The organism is Pseudomonas sp. 31 R 17, assembly GCF_900004915.1.
GTDB classification, from domain to species: domain Bacteria; phylum Pseudomonadota; class Gammaproteobacteria; order Pseudomonadales; family Pseudomonadaceae; genus Aquipseudomonas; species Aquipseudomonas orientalis_A.
The window spans coordinates 115,612-135,769 of the sequence record NZ_CVTN01000061.1 but is presented as its reverse complement, the minus strand read 5'-3'; the positions used below and the strand labels follow the sequence as shown (position 1 = coordinate 135,769).

The following is a 20,158-nucleotide window of genomic DNA, read 5'->3' as shown; positions in this document are numbered from 1 at the left end:
CGTCTTTCCGGAGTTCATCGATGCCCGTTATCTCTCAACGCCCCGCAGAACATCTTCCTACCGAGCAACCCGCATCCACCGAACCTGCTGCAGCGAATACGGCCACGGCGGTTTCGCCTGCCGAGCACGATACCCCGACCCCTTCATGGATTGAGCTGGCCAAGCGCTCGCCAGGTTACAAAGCGGAAAGCCAACTCGCCGCCGCGTATGCGGCTGAGCTGGTCAATGCGGCAGTTGACGCGAGTGGAGGCAAATACGATACCCCGGTGTTACCCGTCCCTGGCGCCTCAAAGTTCGGACAATGGCGCCAGCACCTGGATGACCTGCTCGCAGGGCCCGACTTTCAGCAATGGGCGGACTTCAATAAAATCGATCGTTCCAGGCCCATTCGCATCTCCCCTCAATCGGGCGGGTCGCAGGAACACATCACCGCGACGCTCAAACCCCGGTCCCATCATTATCCTGCGCAACTGCAGGTGTTCAGCCCTGGACAGGGCAAGCCGATGCCGGACTCCTGGCGGCTGATCATGCAAGCCGCGAGCACCTTGACAGGCGATCGCAGCTCCGTCGTAGTGCCTGCCCCTGGCCAGTCTTCGCCCAGCGCACACGCCGAGCGTCCTGCCACGCTTTCCGAGATCGCCAAGTTTTACGGCGAATCTTTTCCTGATACCCGGCAGCAGGCCGTGGACCGCGCAAATGAGCTGAAACAGGAAGGCGCGTTTCCGATGCCCGATACCTCCCTGTCAAGCGCACAGCTTGAGAGAGGATCTGAAGAGACGCTCGAGCGGCAACAAAAGACGCTGGGCGATATCAACAATAAAAACCGACTGTTTCAGCAGCTGAGCAAGGCACTCCGCCCCGCGCCCGAGCCCGCTGACACCCGGCCGCTTTTCATCGCCGAGCCGCAGACGCCCGAGGCTGCCGAGCGTATCGAAAAAGCCCGGATCAAGGAGTTTCTGCAGAGTAACCACGTACAGATCGACCCCGCTTCCTGGTACTTCCAGGACGCGCAGTTGACGCCCGAGGATAACGTCAGCATTGAAAAATTCATCGCCGATAGCGGCCGTAAGATTCCGGAAACGGAAGATGAGATAAAAATCCTTGTTGAACACCTCAAGCATGACGTCCTGCTGGCCCCGCCCGATGGCAACTTCAAGGGTGCCTTGGGTTGGGCGGTGCCTCTGAGCCTGTATGAACAAAAGCAGGTTTACTCGCACATCGCCTATAACAATTTGCAACTGCCAGGCCTCGGTGGCACGCACGCCAGCGATAGAACCGGGGGGGCCTTCAATTACCTGACAAAAAACCTGCACTTCACCTCCCAGCAGCTTCAATATCCTAGCCAAATATTGAGGGAGATTCTCGCTTCACCCAAAGCCAGGGAGTTGGAAGCCGCCCTCCAAAAGAAGATGGGGGCCGCAGAGGATAAAGACAGTTCCGACTGGGTCTTGGCAGCGATGGCGTTGGGACTGGGCTCTCCATCCTGGATGGAACCCGCCAAGAGAAACGAAGTGGCCGGATATGATCTGGCCGACAAAGCCTTTTACGGCAAGCCGTTGCAGACTATCCGCAAAGGCCTTGAGCAACACCTGGTGTCCAGCGGGCGCGCAAACCCTGATTTGGCGCCCACGGCCGCCTATCTGTTGGCCCCGCCAGAACTGCTGGTCAAAGATATTCCCAACTACGTGACCTACGGCTCGCCCAGCTGGTTCAGCCTGAAAGTCACGGCAGCCTTCATCGAGGCAAAGAGCCCCGGCAGTTGCGCAAACATGACCTTTGACCAGGTGGCAAACTACGGCAGTCTGGAACCCATCACGGACGAGGATGAACAGCTGCTCGATGAGGTCAAGCAGGACGCATTGATCGATTGGGCATTGATGTTCGGGGTCCTGCCGGCCTCCACGACGGGCGACTATTCGGCCCAGCAATTGAACGCGGCGCACAGCACGTTCTCCGGGGTGATGGCCGGGCTGACGACTGTCAGCACCGACTTGAGCGCGCCCCTGCCCCTTTTGAAGGACAAGGCATTGGAACTGATGGGCAAGCATATTAAAAATGTCGACCTCACCGCCAAGGTCATCACCCGAGCCGCGGATAGAACCAGTAATGCACTGAATACGGCGCCGTGGGACGTCACTTATGGCCCGTATTCGCTGCTGGACCTGAGTCTCTCCCAGAACCTCGAGGACCTGAAAGACAATCAAGCGTGGTACTCGTTCGACCAGCAGAAGGTCCCGACAGCGGCGATCCAGTCGCTCAGCATCCTTCCGGATATAAAAGACATTCACAAAACCGAACTGGCGGATTTCGATCGCCGCAGAACGACTTCATTGACCAACCTCACCAAGCATCTGATTGCACAATTGCCCCTGGCCGATCGACAGCAACTGGAATATGGGAGCCTCGAAATACTTCGTCAAAGGCCGATTGAAAAATTCACACCTACCGGAATCGGAAGTTACACGAGCATTTCCTACCCCACACCGCAGAAGAGCAACATCGAGGAACCCCTGCTGATCAAAGCGACCCATCAAGGGCGCACCATTACCTACGAATTCAATCCGGCAAAAAATTACATACGCCCAAGCTCCATCAACCCTGGTTTGCAAGGCGAATGGGAAGAGAAAAATACAAACTCGGTGACAGGATTCACCTACCAAAACATGATTGTCGAGCCGCTCGTCGACGCCCGGATAGGGGATCAGGATTTACACGCCAGGGTTCCAGGAGAATCGGCTATTCCTTACTCCTACAACAGTCCGCGCAGCCAGTTTCTCGCCAACCTGGTTACCCGTTATTCCTATCAGGACTGCGACTTGAAAGCCCTGACCGCCGCCGCCCATCACATCACCAAGTTTGACGAAGAAGACGGCGAGCACGAAACGAACACCACCACTTCACTGGGTATCATTCCATTCGCAAACGCGACCCGGAAGGCGATTCAGGGCGACTGGCAAGAAGCAACCATCGGATTTATATTTGATGGCGTCATGCTTATGACACTTGTTTTGCCGAAAACAGTCAGGGGGTTATCCTCAGTGCCCTCCCAGCTCAGGAGCGCTCGAACATTCGGTGGCCAACTGTTCAAAAACGCACGCAATATTCATGCTTATGCCTCCAATGGGCCATTCAGGAACCTGACCCGCGCCCGGACCGGACGCTATGAACTGTCCAAGTTTGCTTCCCGTCACGATGTGGTCGAGGGCACGTATAAAAGAGGCGCGACTACGCTATCTGCACCGGCCAGGCTGGATAGCAAAACCGGGAAATGGCATGCATTCGATCCTGTGAAGAACAAGTCGTATGGCAAGCCACTTGAGAACTTCAGCCCGCATGCTCATGTTGATGACGCATTGCCAGGGCCCAGCGGTGGTGGCCTTGCGCAGAGGGAGCGCGCCCTGGACACGGCCTTAGGGCGCGATAACGTGATTCAGATGGGTGGCCCGATGAAAGATCTGAAAATGCTGGGCCATGAGATGCATACATTCTCCGATGTCTATAAGGGCAAGAAGCGACTTAATATTGTTGCCCATGGGCGCCAGCCCAGTGCGATGGATCGAGGGTTCGGCACAGGTACACGCGCCTATGTGAACAACGCTCCCTATGATGCTCCCGGGCTGGTCAAGTTTCTACGCAGCAAAGGGGTGGATCCATCCAAATACCATAATGTCCGTTTGTTAATTTGCTATTCGGCCAATGGGCGTCACAGACCCTTCGCACGCCTGTTTCAACAAGAAATAAAAAGGCCAGTAAAAGCGTTTGAGGGACCGGTATTCATGAGTCACGGCTCAACGCCAATGGCGCACGACCTGCAGAAAGCTCGAGAGGCGGTCTCTCAAGCCTCACCGCACCTTGGTATACATGCGGTGGATAGAAGAGCGCGTAAAATGATGGAGGCCATGTATGGTAAAGCGCAAGTCACGCCTGACATAGTAAAAGTCCATGGAAGCACCATTCGTATCAACATTGCCCCTCTTGACAAACCGATAGTATGGCAGGACACCGTTGTCAATTATCTGCCACGAAAATTTGAACGCTAACACCATGCCAGTCTTTTAGAGACTGGCCTTTAATCTTGCCGGATCAGCATACGCCCACGTCATCCGAAACGACGCCCCGCCCCACTCCGAATCCAGCACGTGCACCTGCCCGCCGTGCCACTGGCTGACCCGCTTGACCAGCGCCAGGCCCAGGCCAAAGCCGCCCGTGCGGCGGTCGCGGCTGGTATCCAGGCGCAGGAAGGGTTCGAAGATCTTGGTGCGTCCCTCCAACGGCACGCCCGGGCCGTCGTCATCGACCCGCACTTCATAGCCGCTGCCGAACTTCACCAGCGACACTTCCACGCGGCGATCGGCATAACGGATCGCATTGCGCAGCAAGTTGATCAGCGCCCGCGCCATGAAGCGCGGTTCGATCTGAATAACATCGACTTCACAGGTGCGCAGCGACAATTGCACGCCCGCCGCCTCGGCCTCCAGCGTCACGCTGCCGATCACGCTGTCCAGCCAGCTCTGGGCCTCGATATTTTCGCGGGTAACCTGGGTCGCGCCGCGCTCCAGGCTGGCGTAGGTCAGCAGTTCGGAGACCATCTCTTCCAGCTCGCCAAGGTCGGCGTACATATCGGCGATCAACTGGCGGCTTTGGCGTGGATCGGCCTGCTGCTTGAGCTGATCCAGTTCAAAGGACAAGCGTGCAATCGGCGTGCGCAGTTCGTGGGACACCGCATTGGTCAGCTCGCGCTGGTTGGCGATCAGGCTTTCGATGCGCTCGGCCATCTGGTTGAAGTGCCCGGCCAGTGCGCGCACGGTAGAGCGGCGCGGCAGCAGGATGCGCGAGCCGAGGTCGTTGTCGCCGAAGCGCTGCGCCGCCAGGCGGATGTGCTCCAGGTCGCGCCAGTGCGGGCGCACCCAGAAGTACAGGACGATAGCCAGGCTCACGCCGAGCAAGCCATAGGCCCACAGATACAGCCACTTGGGCTCTTCCGGCAGTCGGATCTCAAGCAATTGCGCGCCGTCGTCGATAGGCGCGAGAAACTTCATGAAGTCCTCGCGCACCACCACCTGATCATTGGCCAGCAGCTTCTGTTCACGCTCGCTCAGGTGCTGGGCGCCACGCTGCACCAGTTTCAGGCGCAGGCCATAATGCGGTTGCAGCTCATCCAGGCGTGCCTGGCGCGCCGCGCCCTGCACCGGCCGCAGTTGCTCCACCAGGGCCCACGCCGGACCCCGCAAGGCCTCTCGGTTATAGGTCTCGTTGGACTCGGGCATGTACGCGTCCAGGCCGTAATTGACCAGCCAGATTGCCCCGGCCAGGCCGAGCGCGAGGATCACATAGAGGCGCAGGTACAGGCGCAGCACCTAAACCTCCCACGCGAACGCATTGAACAGGTAGCCCTTGCCCCAGATGGTCTTGATGCACACCGGCTCACGCGGGTTGTCATTGAGCTTGCCGCGCAGTTTGCTGATATACACGTCGACGCTGCGATTCAGGCCATCGAAGGCAATACCGCGCATACGGTTGAGAATGTCGTCGCGCGAAAGGGTGGTTCCGGCGTTGCTCGCCAGCAGCCACAGCAACTCGAACTCCATGGTGGTGAGGTCGATCTGCTCATCGCCCAGCCTGACCACCCGACAACTGCGATCGATCGACAACCGGCCAAACGCCAGGGCGCCGCGCACCACGGGCTCGGGCGCCTGGCGCCGTTGCAACGCGCGCAAACGGGCGAGCAGCACCGGTGGCTTGATCGGCTTGATCACGTAATCGTCAGCGCCGGACTCAAGGCCGAGGATATGGTCCAGATCATCTTCCCTGGCCGTCAGGATCACGATGGGCGTATCCGACACACTGCGAATCTCGCGGCACACATGCAACCCGCTCTGGCCCGGCAGCATCAAGTCGAGCACGACCATTTTCGGCTTGAACGCCAGAAACGCCGCCAAGGCCAGGTCGCCCCGGTGCACCACCCGCACCTCGAAACCGTGTTGCGACAGAAAATGCGCGATCAGCCCTGCCAGCCTCTCGTCGTCCTCAACGAGCAGGACCTTGCCCAGACCCAGGTTTTCCATAAGTTCCCAGTGTACGAACGCAGATTGAAAGGCCGGCATTATAGGTGGCAAGCTGGTCGAGAAGAGCAGCGCCCGTGTACCGTGCCGGCAAGCTTCATGCTTTTAAGAGTTTTTAACAAATAGCCTGCAATCTTTTACGCCACTTACAGGGAGTCATATGCGCAGGGATTACCTGGCGTTCTTCGTTTCGATGTTCCTGTCGCGGCTGGCGGACCAGATCCTGTTGTTCATCGTGCCGCTGGTGGTGTTCCAGACGACCCGGAGTGTGTCGTGGGCAGGCCTGGCGTTCTTTGTCGAATCACTGCCGCGCTACCTGGCGTTCCCCGTATGCGGGGCCTTGTGCGACCGGTTTTCCCCGGTGCGCATCCTGCATGTCAGTCAAGTGTATCGGGCCCTGGCCTGCGCGATGGCGGTAGCGCTGTACGGGCTGTTCGACGGTATCCAGTGGCTGGTGATCCTGTCTGCGGTCTGCGGGGTATTGACCACCCAGGGCATCATGGCGCGGGAAGTGGTGATGCCGCATATCTTCCAACACTACACCTACGCCAAGACCTTGTCCTATTCACAGATCGCCGACCAGAGCGGCCTGGTACTCGGGCCTTTGGTGGCGGCGTTGATGCTGGAAGTCTGGCAGTGGCCCTGCGTGGTGCTGGCAATCGCCGCGCTGTTTGTACTGGCGGACCTGGCGATGCGGGCCTGGCAGCGCAACACCACGGTGGACCTGCCCCTCCACGAACAACCCGCAGGTATCTGGCTGCAACCCTTGCGTACCGCCTTCGGTCACATCCGCAACCGGATGGCGTTGAAACGCATCATTACCCTGGCGGTGGGTGTGAACCTGATTGTCGGGGTCACGCTGGCCACATCGGCGGCGATGGTCACCGGGCAATACGCGGCCGATAAAGACGCCTACGCCCTGCTGCAGGCCGCCGGCGCGGTGGTGACCCTGGTGATTCTGTTTTACCTGGCGCGTTCGACCCTGGCGCTGAAGGCGCTCGGCGGGCTGTCGTATTCGATGATTGCCATCGGCGCGCTGATCACCGCCATCAGCCCCGGCCTATGGGCGTACGCCGTGGGCTTCCTGCTGGTGAGCGGGTTCGACAAGATGTTCAACGTGTACATGCGCAGCATGCGTCAGCGGGTCATTCCGGTGCAGGATTTCGGCAAGACAGTGGGCGTGATCACCTTGCTCAACAATCTGGCCCAGCCCTTGGCGGGCCTGATGATTGCCGTGCTGGCCGCGCCCTTCGGCACGCAAACGGTCATCCTGCTGCTGAGCGCAATCAGCGCCCTGATCGGCGTGGCCGTGGCCTCAGGCTGGCACGCCACTGTGAAAGCGGAACTCGACGTCGGGTGACTCGATCAGTGCCTGCTCGGCCGCCCTCACCCGCTCGATCACCTGGGCGATGTCCTTGGCGTCACCGTACTGGTACGCCAATTTCAGGTAGCCCTGGAAGTGCCGTGCTTCGCTTTTGAGCAAACCGAAGTAGAACTTGCCGAGTTCTTCATCCAAATGCGGCACCAGCGCTTCGAAACGCTCGCAGCTGCGCGCTTCGATGAAGGCACCCACCACCAGGGTGTCCACCAGTTTGACCGGCTCATGGTTGCGCACCACCTTGCGCAAGCCCGAGGCGTAGCGGCCAGCGGACAATTGACGCAGCTCGACCTTGCGTTTCTTGATCAAGCGCATGACCTGCTCATGATGCACCAGTTCTTCACGGGCCAGGCGCGACATCATATTGATCAGGTCGACGTGGCCGTGGTACTTGGCGATCAGGCTCAGGGCGGTGCTGGCGGCTTTGAATTCGCAGTTCTTGTGATCGATCAGCAGGGTGTCCTGATCGGCCAGCGCGGCCTGCACCCAGGCATCAGGGGTGCGGCAGCCGAGGAATTCGTGGATTTCGGGCAGGATCATCGGGCTCACGGGCAAAGGATCACAAAAGGCCGCCGATTATACCGACCCCGCCGCAGACCGCCAGCCATGGGCCTTGATGTACATCAAGATGACACCAGGCCAACAGCAACTATAGTTGTTCCAGGCCCCTTCCTGGAGATCCGACCATGCAAGCCATCCGCAGCATCCTGGTGGTCATCGAGCCCGAGCATTCCGAAAGCCTGGCCCTCAAGCGCGCCAGGCTGATCGCCGGGGTCACCGGCGCGCACTTGCATCTGCTGGTGTGTGACAGGAAGCACGAGCATTCGGCGCTGCTGAGCCTGCTCAAGTCCGGTCTGCAGGAGGATGGGTATAGCGTTTCCACCGAACAGGCGTGGAACGACAGCCTGCATGAGACCATCATCGAGGTGCAGCAGGCGGAGGGCTGCGGGCTGGTGATCAAGCAGCACTTTCCCGACAGCCCGTTGAAAAAGGCCCTGCTGGCCCCGGCGGACTGGAAACTGCTGCGCTACTGCCCAACGCCCGTGCTGCTGGTCAAGACCGCCACGCCCTGGGCCGAACGGGTGATTCTGGCGGCCATCGACGTGGGCAATACCGACAGCGAACACCGCGCGCTGCATAACGCCATCATCGACCACGGTTTCGATATCGCGAGCCTGGCCAAGGCGCAGTTGCACGTGATCAGCGCGCATCCATCGCCGATGCTGTCGGCGGCGGACCCGACCTTCCAGCTCAGGGAAACCATCGCGGCGCGTTATCGCGAGCAATGCAAAGCCTTCCAGGCCGAATTCGACGTGGATGACGCACACCTGCATATCGAAGAAGGGCCGGCGGATGTGTTGATTCCCTTCGCGGCGCATAAATGGCAAGCGGCCGTGACCATCATCGGCACCGTGGCGCGTACCGGGATTTCCGGGGCGTTGATCGGCAATACGGCGGAAGTGGTGCTCGATGCGGTGGAAAGCGACGTGCTGGTGCTCAAGCCGCAGACATTGATGGATCACCTCGAAGAACTCGCCACCCAGTCCTGACATCGATCCCTCAGGCACCGAGAACCCAATGTGGGAGGGGGCTTGCCCCCGATGACAGTGTGTCAGCCAATGCATCTGGTAGCTGATACTCAGCCATCGGGGGCAAGCCCCCTCCCACACTTTGGAGTTGTATTGTCAGTCAGCGAATGCATCTTTCAGGAAGCCCGGCGCGATATAGCGCTGGTAATGGGCCTCGGAAAGGATAAAGAACTCCCGGTCAATGGCATCACGCAACTGCGGCAGCGCCCAGTCGCGAAACTCCGGTAGCAGCACCATGCCGTAGGCCTCCAGGTTAGTGATCACCCGCGCCCCACGCGCAATCAACTGGTAGGCCCAGCAATATTCGGACTGGTGCGGCACAAAGCGAATCTTGCGCTGTTCCAACTGCCCGCGCAGGGTCCTGGGGTCGAAAACCTCGACTTTGCCGGCCATCACCTGCACCAGCAACTGCTCGAGCCTGAGCCAGACCGCGCGCTTTTCTTCCTCGTTATAGCCATTCCACTGGATCACCTCGTGGTGAAAGCGCTTGCAGCCGCGGCACACGAGATCGCCGTAGACCGTGGAGCACAGGCCGACGCAGGGGGTCTTGATGGTTTGGTTGGGCATGGGCGAAAACACGCAAATCAGCGAAACAGTGCGCCATGTTAGCCCTTTGTCTAAGGTTGATCACCCTGCAAACTTGGCGACGCAACTTACCTTTAGATTTTTTTTGCCGTAGAATCACCCGGCCTTGTAAGGCGCCAATAATCCGCTGGAAGCTGTTTTCAAAGCGTCACGAGCACAGTCGTTCCTTCAGAACGGTGTTGGCGCGGGTTTGACCCCGGTAGGTCAGAGCCCGCGCCAACCCTCATCAGCTCCGTTCTGCAGGCGTAAAACTTTGAAAGCAGCTTCTGTAAGGAATGCCGGCAGCGCTGGCTTTGCGGCCCAAAAAGCCCCCGAGCGCACGCGTGCCGGTCATTCCTGGATGAGCGTCCCGTGGGACCACTGATGAGGGTAATAACTGTGCTTGAAGCCTACCGCAAACATATCGAAGAGCGTGCCGCCCTGGGTATCGTTCCCCAGCCGCTTAACGCCGAACAAACCGCAGGCCTGGTCGAGCTGCTGAAAAATCCCCCGGCTGGCGAAGAAGAATTCCTCGTTGACCTGATCACCAACCGCATTCCACCAGGCGTTGACGAAGCGGCCTACGTCAAGGCCGGCTTCCTGTCCGCCCTGGCCAAAGGCGAAGCCACCTCCCCCCTGATCGACAAAAAGCGCGCGGTTGAACTGCTGGGCACCATGCAGGGCGGCTACAACATCGTGACGCTGGTCGAGCTGCTGGACGACGCCACCCTGGCGCCTGTCGCGGCCGCCCAGCTCAAGCACACCCTGCTGATGTTCGACGCCTTCCACGACGTCGCGGAAAAAGCCCGCAACGGCAACGAACACGCCAAGGGCGTGATCCAGTCCTGGGCTGACGGCGAGTGGTTCCGCAACCGCCCGACCCTGGCCGACAAGATCAGCCTGCGCGTGTTCAAGGTCACCGGCGAAACCAACACCGACGACCTGTCCCCTGCCCCGGACGCCTGGTCCCGCCCTGACATCCCGCTGCACGCCCTGGCCATGCTGAAAATGGCCCGCGAAGGCATCGTGCCGGACGAGCAAGGCAAGACCGGCCCGATGAAACAGATCGAAGAAATGCGCGGCCAGGGCTTCCCGATCGCCTACGTCGGTGACGTGGTCGGTACCGGTTCCTCGCGTAAATCGGCCACCAACTCGGTGCTGTGGTTCTTCGGCGACGACGTACCTTACGTGCCGAACAAGCGCGCCGGCGGCTTCTGCTTCGGCAGCAAGATCGCGCCGATCTTCTACAACACCATGGAAGATGCGGGCGCACTGCCGATCGAGTTCGACGTCAGCAACATGAACATGGGCGACGTGATCGACCTGTACCCCCATGCTGGCAAAGTCTGCAAGCACGGCACCGACGAAGTCATCACCACCTTCGAAATGAAGACCCCGGTGCTGTTGGACGAAGTGCGCGCCGGCGGCCGTATTCCGCTGATCATCGGTCGCGGCCTGACCGACAAGGCCCGTGCCGAACTGGGCCTGGGCCCTACCGACCTGTTCAAGTTGCCTGAAGCGCCTGTCGACACCGGCAAAGGCTTCACCCTGGCGCAGAAAATGGTCGGCAAGGCATGCGGCCTGCCGGAAGGCAAAGGCGTTCGTCCAGGTACGTACTGCGAACCGAAGATGACCACCGTCGGTTCCCAGGACACCACCGGTCCAATGACCCGTGATGAACTCAAAGACCTGGCGTGCCTGGGCTTCTCGACCGACCTGGTGATGCAGTCGTTCTGCCACACCGCGGCCTATCCCAAGCCGATCGACGTGACCACCCACCACACCCTGCCTGACTTCATCATGACCCGTGGCGGTGTATCGCTGCGTCCGGGCGACGGCATTATCCACAGCTGGCTGAACCGCATGCTGCTGCCGGACACCGTGGGTACCGGTGGTGACTCCCACACCCGCTTCCCGATGGGCATCTCCTTCCCGGCCGGTTCCGGCCTGGTGGCGTTTGCCGCAGCCACTGGCGTGATGCCACTGGACATGCCGGAATCGATCCTGGTGCGCTTCAAAGGCAAGATGAAGCCTGGCATCACCCTGCGTGACCTGGTGCACGCCATTCCTTACTACGCGATCCAGGCTGGCCTGCTGACCGTAGAGAAGAAAGGCAAGAAAAACGCCTTCTCCGGCCGCATCCTGGAAATCGAAGGCCTGAACGACCTGACGCTGGAGCAGGCTTTCGAGCTGTCCGACGCCTCGGCCGAACGTTCGGCTGCCGGTTGCACCATCAAGCTGTCCAAGGACTCCGTCACCGAGTACCTGAACTCCAACATCACCCTGCTGCGCTGGATGATCGGTGAAGGCTACGGTGATGCGCGTACCCTGGAACGTCGTGCACAAGCGATGGAAGCCTGGGTGGCCAACCCTGAGCTGATGGAAGCCGATGCCGACGCCGAATACGCCGAAGTCATCGAGATCGACCTGGCCGAAATCAACGAGCCGATCCTCTGCGCACCGAACGACCCGGACGACGCCCGTCTGCTGTCCAGCGTTGCCGGTGAGAAGATCGACGAAGTGTTTATCGGCTCGTGCATGACCAACATCGGTCACTTCCGCGCTGCCGGCAAGCTGCTGGAGCAGGTCAAGGGCCAGTTGCCAACCCGTCTGTGGCTGTCGCCGCCGACCAAGATGGACGCTCACCAGCTGACCGAAGAAGGCTACTACGGCATCTACGGCAAGGCTGGCGCACGCATGGAAATGCCGGGCTGCTCGCTGTGCATGGGTAACCAGGCACGCGTAGAGCCGAACTCGACTGTAGTGTCGACCTCGACCCGTAACTTCCCGAACCGTCTGGGTGACGGCGCCAACGTCTACCTGGCTTCGGCCGAGCTGGCGGCAGTGGCTTCTACCCTGGGTCGCCTGCCGACTGTCGAAGAGTACATGGGCTACGCAGCGAAACTGGACACCATGGCCAGTGACGTCTACCGCTACCTGAACTTCGACCAGATTGCCGAGTTCCGCAAGATCGCAGCAAGCGCCAACATCCCGGTAATTCAAGCTTAACGGTGTGTTGATGTAGCTAACGCCGCGTATCGCAAGGTACGCGGCGTTTTTTATGCCTGGAATCAGGCTTTACAGCCAACACAAAACACATGTGGGAGGGGGCTTGCCCCCGATAGCAGGGGTTCAGTCAACTCACAAGTGACTGATACGCCGCTATCGGGGGCAAGCCCCCTCCCACATTTGGATCTCTGCCGATTTTGAAGCGTGGGTCAGCACTTAGACAATCAGCGAATATACCAACGCACCGGGTAAACAAACGCCGCGTATCGCAGGTTACGCGGTTTTTACGCCTGGAATAAAGTATCAGCAGCACCACAAAACACATGTGGGAGGGGGCTTGCCCCGATAGCAGGGGTTCAGTCAACTCACAAGTGACTGATACGCCGCTATCGGGGGCAAGCCCCCTCCCACATTGGGATCTCTGCCGATTTTGAAGCGTGTGTCAGCACTTAGACAACCAGCGAATATACCAACGCACCGGGTAAACAAACGCCGCGTATCGCAGGTTACGCGGTTTTTTACGCCTGGAATAAAGTATCAGCAACACCACAAAACACAGGTGGGAGGGGGCTTGCCCCCGATAGCAGGGGTTCAGTCAACTCACAAGTGACTGATACGCCGCTATCGGGGGCAAGCCCCCTCCCACATTGGGATCTCTGCCGATTTTGAAGCGTGGGTCAGCACTTAGACAATCAGCGAATATACCAACGCGGTAATCGCCACCAGGCCGACGGCGGTGACAAACACATTCGATGCCTGCCCACGGTACCTGGCCATGGCCGGCACCTTGCGGATCGCGTACATCGGCATCAGGAACAGGATCGACGCAATCACCGGCCCACCGAGGGTCTCGATCATGCCGAGGATGCTTGGGTTCAGCGTGGCGACGATCCAGCAGACCACCAGCATGAACGCGGCGGTCATGCGGTCCAGCGACTTGGCAGCCGGGCGGCGACCGGTCTTGAGCACCAGGCCCTTGAGGCCCTCGCTGGCACCGATGTAGTGGCCCAGGAACGACTTGGCAATCGCCACGAACGCAATCAACGGCGCGGCGAAGGCGATGGTCGGGTTATCGAAATGGTTGGCCAGGTACGACAGGATCGACAGGTTCTGCGCCTTCGCCTCGGCCAACTGCGCCGGGGACAGGGTCAGCACGCAGCTGAACACGAAGAACAGCACCATTGCCACCATCAACAGGTGCGCGCGGTACAGGATCTGTGAACTGCGCTCGTCGGCATGTGCGCCGTACTGACGCTTCTGGGCCACCGCAAAGGCCGAGATGATCGGCGAATGGTTGAACGAAAACACCATCACCGGAATCGCCAGCCACAAGGTGTTGAGCAGGGCTGACGGCGCCGGAATTTCACTGGCGGTGCTGAGAATGCCGCCATTCCAATGCGGCACCAGGTAGACGGCGAGGAACAGCAAGGCCACGATAAACGGATACACCATCAGGCTCATGGCCTTGACGATCACCTGTTCACCGCAACGCACCACTGCCAACAGGCCAAGGATCAGCACAAACGCCAGGACAGCTCGCGGCGGCGGCATGATGTGCAGTTGATGTTCCATGAAACTGCTGACGGTGTTGGTCAGGGCCACGCTGTAGATCAGCAGGATCGGAAAGATCGCGAAGAAATACAGCAAGGTGATCAGGGCACCGGCCTTGAGGCCGAAATGCTCTTCGACCACATCGGTGATGTCGGAACCTTCGCGGCCGGACAAAACGAAACACGTCAGCCCACGGTGGGCAAAGAACGTCATCGGGAAGGCCAGCAGCGCGAGGATCACCAGCGGCCAGAAGCCCCCCAGGCCCGCGTTGATCGGCAAGAACAAAGTGCCGGCGCCGATGGCGGTGCCGAACAGCCCAAGCATCCAGGTGGTGTCCTGGCGGCTCCAGCTAGTGAGCGTTGCAGGTGTCGTTGCATAGCGATCATTGACGCTATTGGCCTGATCATTCATCCGGTCGGATCTCCGCATTCACACGGCCGGGACGAGTCAGAAAAACCTGACAGGCAGCGCCCCGACCTCAACAGGGGCGCGATTGTCCGGGATTATTGAGAATAAGCAAAGACTTGGCTGAGGAATGGTCCCGCGGTGCAGCCGTCCGAGCGGGGCCGCAGGCGCTGATTGCGCCAGACGCTACCCGGCGCGACGCTTGACACCCTCGCGCCCAATGAGACCTGGGCCGGTGCCTTTGTGAAGCGCATGCGCGCCGTCGAAGTCGGTTTTTGAATGCTCCAGGAGTGAGCTGGCTCGCTCCTACGGCGCCCTACGCTCCTTCCGACAAATCCCGCATACTCATGCACTCAAGTATTTAGGGAAGAACCTTGCGATGCCCACCACCGTTCTAGTCCTGGTTGAAACCATCAATGAATACCTGCAAATCATCGAGAGCAATGATTTCCATGTGATCCTGGCGCCGACGCCCGCTGAACGCGCGCAGGCAATCAAGCTCCACGGCGGGCAGATCAAGGCCGTTTTGACCCGTGGGCCGCTGGGGCTGTATGCCGAAGAAATCGCCGCGCTGCCGCTGTTGGAAATCATCTGCGTGATCGGCGCCGGCTACGAGCATGTGGACCTGCAGGCAGCGGCCAACCGTGGCATTGTGGTGACTAACGGTGCAGGCGTGAATGCGCCGTCGGTGGCCGACCACGCCATGGCGTTGCTGCTGTCGCTGGTGCGCGGTATCACCCAGACTGACGCCGCCGTGCGCCGCAGCGAATGGCCGAAGGTAATGCGCCCTTCCCTGGGCGGCAAGCAGCTGGGCATTCTCGGGCTGGGCGCGGTCGGCCTGGAGATCGCCAAGCGCGCGGCGCTGGGCTTTGGCATGGAGGTGAGTTACCACAACCGCCAACCTCGCGATGACGTGGACTACACCTACTGCTCAACCGCCGTGGAGCTGGCGCGCACCTCGGACTTCCTGATCCTGGCCACGCCCGGCGGCGCCAGCACTCGGCACCTGATTGATCGGCACGCCCTCGACGCCCTGGGGCCGAACGGCTTTTTGGTCAACATCGGCCGCGGCAGCGTGGTGGTCACCGCCGACCTGGTAGCGGCCCTGCAACAGCGGCGCATCGGCGGCGCCGCGCTGGACGTATTCGATGACGAACCCAAGGTGCCCGACGCCCTCAAGCACCTGAGCAACACCGTGCTGACCTCCCATGTGGCCGGCCTGTCGCCGGAAGCCGCCCACGATACCGTGCAACGGGTCGCGGACAACCTGGTGGAATACTTTGCCGGCCGCCCGGTGCTTACGCCGGTAGCCTTGCCGACGCCCGATAAATGACCCATCAGGCACGCTGATCCTGCTTCAACACGCTAACCTATTAAGCCGCCCCAACCTTGTCGATGCATGTCGACGCGCATTAGATTAGCCAATAGTCCAAGGCCTTTAGAATAAGCAGAAGGGATAAGCATGGCGCTTAACGACCAATCGACCCAGATTCGCCCCGGCGAAGAGCTTGATGCCAGCCTGATCGATCCCTACCTCAAGGCCCATATTCCCGGCCTGCAGGGCACCGTCAAGATCAGCCAGTTCCCCGGCGGCGCCTCCAACCTGACGTATCTGCTGGAATACCCGGACCAGGAATTCGTATTGCGTCGCCCGCCGTTCGGGCACAAGGCCAAATCCGCCCATGACATGGGCCGCGAATACCGCATTCTCAATCAGCTCAAAGACGGCTTTCCCTACTGCCCCAAGGCCTACGTGCATTGCACCGATGAGTCGGTGATCGGTGCCGAGTTCTACGTGATGGAGCGCGTCAACGGCATCATCCTGCGCTCGGACCTGCCCGCCGAACTGGGCCTGGACCCGACGCGTACCGAAGCCCTGTGCAAGAGCTTTATCGACAAGTTCGTCGAACTGCATCAGGTCGACTACAGCGCCTGCGGCCTGGCCGACCTGGGCAAGCCGCATGGCTATGTGGAGCGTCAGATCCGTGGCTGGAGCGAGCGCTACGAAAAAGCCCTGACCCCCGATGCCCCGCGCTGGGAAGCCGTGCGCGCCTGGCTCAACGACAAGATGCCGGCCGACCACCCGACCTCCAGCATCGTGCACAACGACTATCGCTTCGACAACGTGATCCTCGACCCGCACAACCCGATGCAGATCATCGGCGTGCTGGACTGGGAACTGACCACCCTCGGCGACCCGTTGATGGACCTGGGCAACACCCTCGCCTACTGGATCGAAGCCGCCGACCCTGCGCCCGTGCAGTTGATGCGGCGTCAGCCGAGCAATGCCCCCGGCATGCTCACCCGCCGCCAGTTCGTCGACTACTACGCCGAACGTTCGGGCATCCGCATCGACAATTTTGACTTCTACTACACCTACGGCCTGTTTCGTCTGGCCGGCATCGTGCAGCAGATTTATTACCGTTTCTTCCACGGCCAGACCCAGGACAAACGCTTTGCCCAGTTCATCCACATGAACAAGCTGCTGGAGCAGATGAGCCTGGCGGTCATCGGCAAATCCGCGCTCTGATAACAATCACAAGGAACCGCTCATGTCCAAGACCCACCTGTTCGACCTCGACGGCAAGATTGCTTTCGTTTCCGGCGCCAGCCGTGGCATCGGCGAGGCCATCGCCAAGTTGCTGGCCCAGCAAGGCGCCCACGTGATTGTCTCGAGCCGCAAACTGGAGGGCTGCCAGCACGTTGCCGACGCGATCATCGCCGACGGCGGCAAGGCCACTGCAATTGCCTGCCATATCGGTGAAATGGAACAGATCACCCAGGTATTCGCCGGCATCCGCGAACAGTTCGGCCGCCTCGACATCCTGGTCAACAACGCCGCGACCAACCCCCAGTTCTGCAACGTGCTGGACACCGACCTCGGTGCCTTCCAGAAGACCGTCGACGTGAACATCCGCGGCTACTTCTTCATGTCGGTGGAAGCCGGCAAGCTGATGCGCGACAACGGCGGCGGCAGCATCATCAATGTGGCCTCGATCAACGGCATTTCCCCAGGTGTATTCCAGGGCATCTATTCGGTGACCAAGGCCGCCGTGATCAATATGACCAAGGTGTTCGCCAAGGAATGCGCCGCGTTCGGCATCCGTTGCAACGCATTGCTGCCGGGCCTGACCGACACCAAGTTCGCCTCGGCGCTGGTCAAGAACGACGCGATCCTGAAGATGGCCCTGGCGCAGATCCCGCTCAAGCGCGTGGCCGACCCCAGCGAAATGGCCGGCGCCGTGTTGTTCCTGGCCAGCGATGCGTCCAGCTACACCACCGGGGTGTCGCTGAATGTGGACGGTGGTTTCCTGTCCTGACCCCGCCTGGTTTCTTCAGATCGATTTGCGCGTAACCTTGGCGCAGATCGATCTGTCCCGGGATGAAACATGGAACTGCACCTCGTCATCAACGGCCGCAAGGACCTGGCTGCCCAGCTCTACCAGCAACTGCGCGAAGCCATCACCGGCGGGCGCCTTTCAGCCGGCGCGCAATTGCCGCCCAGCCGCCTGCTCGCCGAGCAACTGGGGGTCTCGCGCAAAACCGTGTCGGACACCTACGCCACCTTGACGTACGAAGGCCTGCTGATCGGCAGGATTGGCCGGGGCACCTTCGTCAATGCGTGGGCGCCTCAGCCTGACCGCGTGCAGACCGCCACCGACCTGGCCTGCGCCGCCCACCTGGGCAGATGGGCCGCACTGCCCTCGCCCATGCATCATCCCGCCCACGACGAAGTCCTGCGCTACGAATTTATCGGCGGGGCCACCACGCGCAATCAGTTCCCCCAGGAAGAATGGCGGCGCTGCACGCTGGATGCGCTGCGGCGTATCGCCCAGAACAGTGGTTTCTACAGCCAACCGGAAGGCTTGCCGGCGCTGCGCGAGGCCATCGCCGGGCATATCGCCTTTTCCCGCGGGGTGAAAGGTCGCGCCGGCGACATCGTGGTGACCAATGGCGCGCAACAGGCGCTGGACCTCATCGCCCGCGTGGTACTCGAGCCAGGCAGCATCGTCGCCATGGAAGACCCCGGCTACAGCCCGGCGCGCCAGTTGTTCGTGGCGATGGGGGCCAGGGTCGCCAGCGTGCCGGTCGATGCGCAGGGCATACAGGTCGACCAGATCCCCGACGGCACCCGCCTGATCTATGTGACGCCGTCGCACCAGTTCCCCCTCGGCATGCCCATGAGCCTGGCGCGGCGCGAGGCCCTGCTCGACCGCGCCATCGCGCTCGGCGCCATCATCATTGAAGACGACTACGACAGTGAGTTCCGCTACGAAGGCCGCCCCACCGACTCCCTGCAAAGCATGGACACGCGAGGCGTGGTGACCTACGTCGGCACGTTTTCCAAAACCCTGCTGCCCGAGTTGCGCCTGGGCTACGCGGTGCTGCCGCCGGCGATCCATGGCGCGGTACTCAAGGCCAAGCAATTGACCGACCAGCACAGCTCTACCCTGCCGCAATGGGCGCTGGCCAAGTTCATCAGCGAAGGCTATCTGCTCAAACATATTCGCCGCTGTCACAGCGTGTATGCGGGGCGCCGCGAACGGATTCTGCAGCGCCTGGCAGGTGACCTGTCGCCCTGGTTCGAGGCGGTGCCGACGGTGGCCGGGTTTCATCTGGCCGCGCTGTGCAAGGTGCCGGTGGATATCCCGTTGCTGATGCAACTGGCGCGCAAGGCCCAAGTGGGGCTGTACCCCCTGGAGGTGTTTTTTCACGACACGGCGCCACGCGCCGGGCTGATTCTCGGCTTCGGCGCCATCGAAACCCTCGATATCGACCCGGCACTGGACAAGGTCCGCGACATTCTGCGGCAGATTGGCTAGGTGGTTTTGCGCAGGATTGGTCATTGGTCGAACAAGACCGCCAGCGTAGGGTGAACGGGTCTCGAACTACGTGGAAATCCCCATGAAACGACTGCTCGCCACCGCTGCGATACTGGCCTCGCTCAACGCTTACGCCCACGAACCGGTGTACCACCAGGAAACGCTCAAGGTGCTGCAGGAGCACGCCTTGGCCAACGTGCCCGGCAAGAAAACCATCATGCTTACCGTGGACTACGCGCCCGGCCAGGCCACCGTGCCCCACAGCCACACCGGCACCGCCGTGGCGTATGTGCTGGAAGGCGAAATCACCTCACGGGTCAACGATGAGAAAGCCATTACCTACAAGGCCGGTGACTCGTTCTACGAGCCCGCCGGCTCGCGGCACTTCGAATCGAGCAACGCCAGCCAGACCCGGCCCGCCAGGCTACTGGTGGTGATGGTGCTGGATGACAAGGCCGAGGTGTTGACGCCGCTTGCCCAATAAGTGGCATCCCGTTCCGATCAATGTGGGAGGGGGCTTGCCCCCGATAGCGATGTGTCAGTCGCTGATGCATTTACTGACTCTACGCATCGGGGCATAGGCCACACACCGCTGTAGCCGGTAACCACGATGCGAAGCGAGCCGCTCTTGATCTTGATCTGCTTTTGATCCTAGGCGCCCCGTTAAACCACGCTGGCCGAACGCAGGCTTGAATCCGTGGGCAACCCGGCAGGACGCCGGGTTAGCCGCACTGGGCCAGGGATGGCCCATTGCGGCGGCCCACGGATTCAAGCCGG

General features: G+C 60.7%; 14 protein-coding genes. 9 read left to right on the top strand and 5 right to left on the bottom strand.

The genetic code is table 11. The features are described 5' to 3' along the window. The first annotated feature begins 20 nt into the window (after positions 1 to 20). On the top strand, positions 21 to 4,040 hold the full coding sequence (locus BFP89_RS09810; RefSeq protein WP_065885291.1) for a hypothetical protein: 4,020 nt from the start codon (positions 21 to 23) through the stop codon (positions 4,038 to 4,040). Between the two features lie 15 nt (positions 4,041 to 4,055). On the opposite strand, the gene BFP89_RS09805 is transcribed toward BFP89_RS09810, so the two are convergent. Both BFP89_RS09805 and BFP89_RS09800 read right to left on the bottom strand, forming a co-directional pair. Further along, a complete protein-coding gene (locus tag BFP89_RS09805; protein ID WP_065885290.1) occupies positions 4,056 to 5,357 on the bottom strand; it encodes an ATP-binding protein in 1,302 nt (433 codons plus the stop codon). Next, positions 5,358 to 6,065, bottom strand: a complete 708-nt coding sequence (locus tag BFP89_RS09800; RefSeq protein WP_065885289.1) for a winged helix-turn-helix domain-containing protein — start codon at positions 6,063 to 6,065, stop codon at positions 5,358 to 5,360. Between the two features lie 157 nt (positions 6,066 to 6,222). On the opposite strand from BFP89_RS09800, the gene BFP89_RS09795 reads away from it, so the two are divergent. After that, complete coding sequence (locus tag BFP89_RS09795; protein ID WP_065885288.1) at positions 6,223 to 7,422, top strand: MFS transporter; 1,200 nt, start codon at positions 6,223 to 6,225, stop codon at positions 7,420 to 7,422. Here the strand turns inward: BFP89_RS09795 and BFP89_RS09790 are convergent. Continuing rightward, entirely contained in the window at positions 7,378 to 7,980 is a 603-nt protein-coding gene (locus BFP89_RS09790) for a tRNA-(ms[2]io[6]A)-hydroxylase (protein ID WP_065885287.1), read from the bottom strand. The two genes, BFP89_RS09795 and BFP89_RS09790, sit on opposite strands and share 45 nt — an antisense overlap. Before the next feature lie 146 nt (positions 7,981 to 8,126). Between BFP89_RS09790 and BFP89_RS09785 the strand changes: the two genes are divergently transcribed. Beyond that, positions 8,127 to 8,990 carry a universal stress protein gene (locus tag BFP89_RS09785; protein ID WP_065885286.1) on the top strand — a complete coding sequence of 288 codons (864 nt, stop codon included), beginning with the start codon at positions 8,127 to 8,129 and terminating at the stop codon, positions 8,988 to 8,990. A 135-nt stretch (positions 8,991 to 9,125) separates the two neighbouring features. Here BFP89_RS09785 and BFP89_RS09780 read toward each other — a convergent pair whose 3' ends face one another. Next, a complete protein-coding gene (locus tag BFP89_RS09780; RefSeq protein ID WP_065885285.1) occupies positions 9,126 to 9,596 on the bottom strand; it encodes a DUF1289 domain-containing protein in 471 nt (156 codons plus the stop codon). Positions 9,597 to 9,992: 396 nt separating this feature from the next. Here BFP89_RS09780 and acnB point away from each other — a divergent pair, with 396 nt between their 5' ends. After that, complete coding sequence (acnB, locus tag BFP89_RS09775) at positions 9,993 to 12,602, top strand: bifunctional aconitate hydratase 2/2-methylisocitrate dehydratase (protein WP_065885284.1); 2,610 nt, start codon at positions 9,993 to 9,995, stop codon at positions 12,600 to 12,602. Positions 12,603 to 13,286: 684 nt separating this feature from the next. On the opposite strand, the gene BFP89_RS09770 is transcribed toward acnB, so the two are convergent. Then, entirely contained in the window at positions 13,287 to 14,564 is a 1,278-nt protein-coding gene (locus BFP89_RS09770; protein ID WP_065885283.1) for a serine/threonine transporter, read from the bottom strand. Between the two features lie 373 nt (positions 14,565 to 14,937). Between BFP89_RS09770 and BFP89_RS09765 the strand changes: the two genes are divergently transcribed. The 5 genes from BFP89_RS09765 (at position 14,938) to BFP89_RS09745 (ending at position 19,865) form a co-directional block, all read left to right on the top strand. Further along, on the top strand, positions 14,938 to 15,891 hold the full coding sequence (locus BFP89_RS09765) for a 2-hydroxyacid dehydrogenase (RefSeq protein ID WP_065885282.1): 954 nt from the start codon (positions 14,938 to 14,940) through the stop codon (positions 15,889 to 15,891). Between the two features lie 129 nt (positions 15,892 to 16,020). Beyond that, the gene (locus BFP89_RS09760) at positions 16,021 to 17,088 is read left to right on the top strand and encodes a phosphotransferase family protein (RefSeq protein WP_065885281.1); all 1,068 of its coding nucleotides are present in this window, start codon (positions 16,021 to 16,023) and stop codon (positions 17,086 to 17,088) included. Positions 17,089 to 17,110: 22 nt separating this feature from the next. Beyond that, positions 17,111 to 17,878, top strand: coding sequence for an SDR family oxidoreductase (locus BFP89_RS09755; RefSeq protein WP_065885280.1), 768 nt, complete (start codon positions 17,111 to 17,113; stop codon positions 17,876 to 17,878). 69 nt (positions 17,879 to 17,947) lie between these two features. Further along, complete coding sequence (locus BFP89_RS09750; RefSeq protein ID WP_065885279.1) at positions 17,948 to 19,381, top strand: MocR-like pyridoxine biosynthesis transcription factor PdxR; 1,434 nt, start codon at positions 17,948 to 17,950, stop codon at positions 19,379 to 19,381. Between the two features lie 82 nt (positions 19,382 to 19,463). Next, entirely contained in the window at positions 19,464 to 19,865 is a 402-nt protein-coding gene (locus BFP89_RS09745; RefSeq protein ID WP_065885278.1) for a cupin domain-containing protein, read from the top strand. Positions 19,866 to 20,158: the final 293 nt, after the last annotated feature.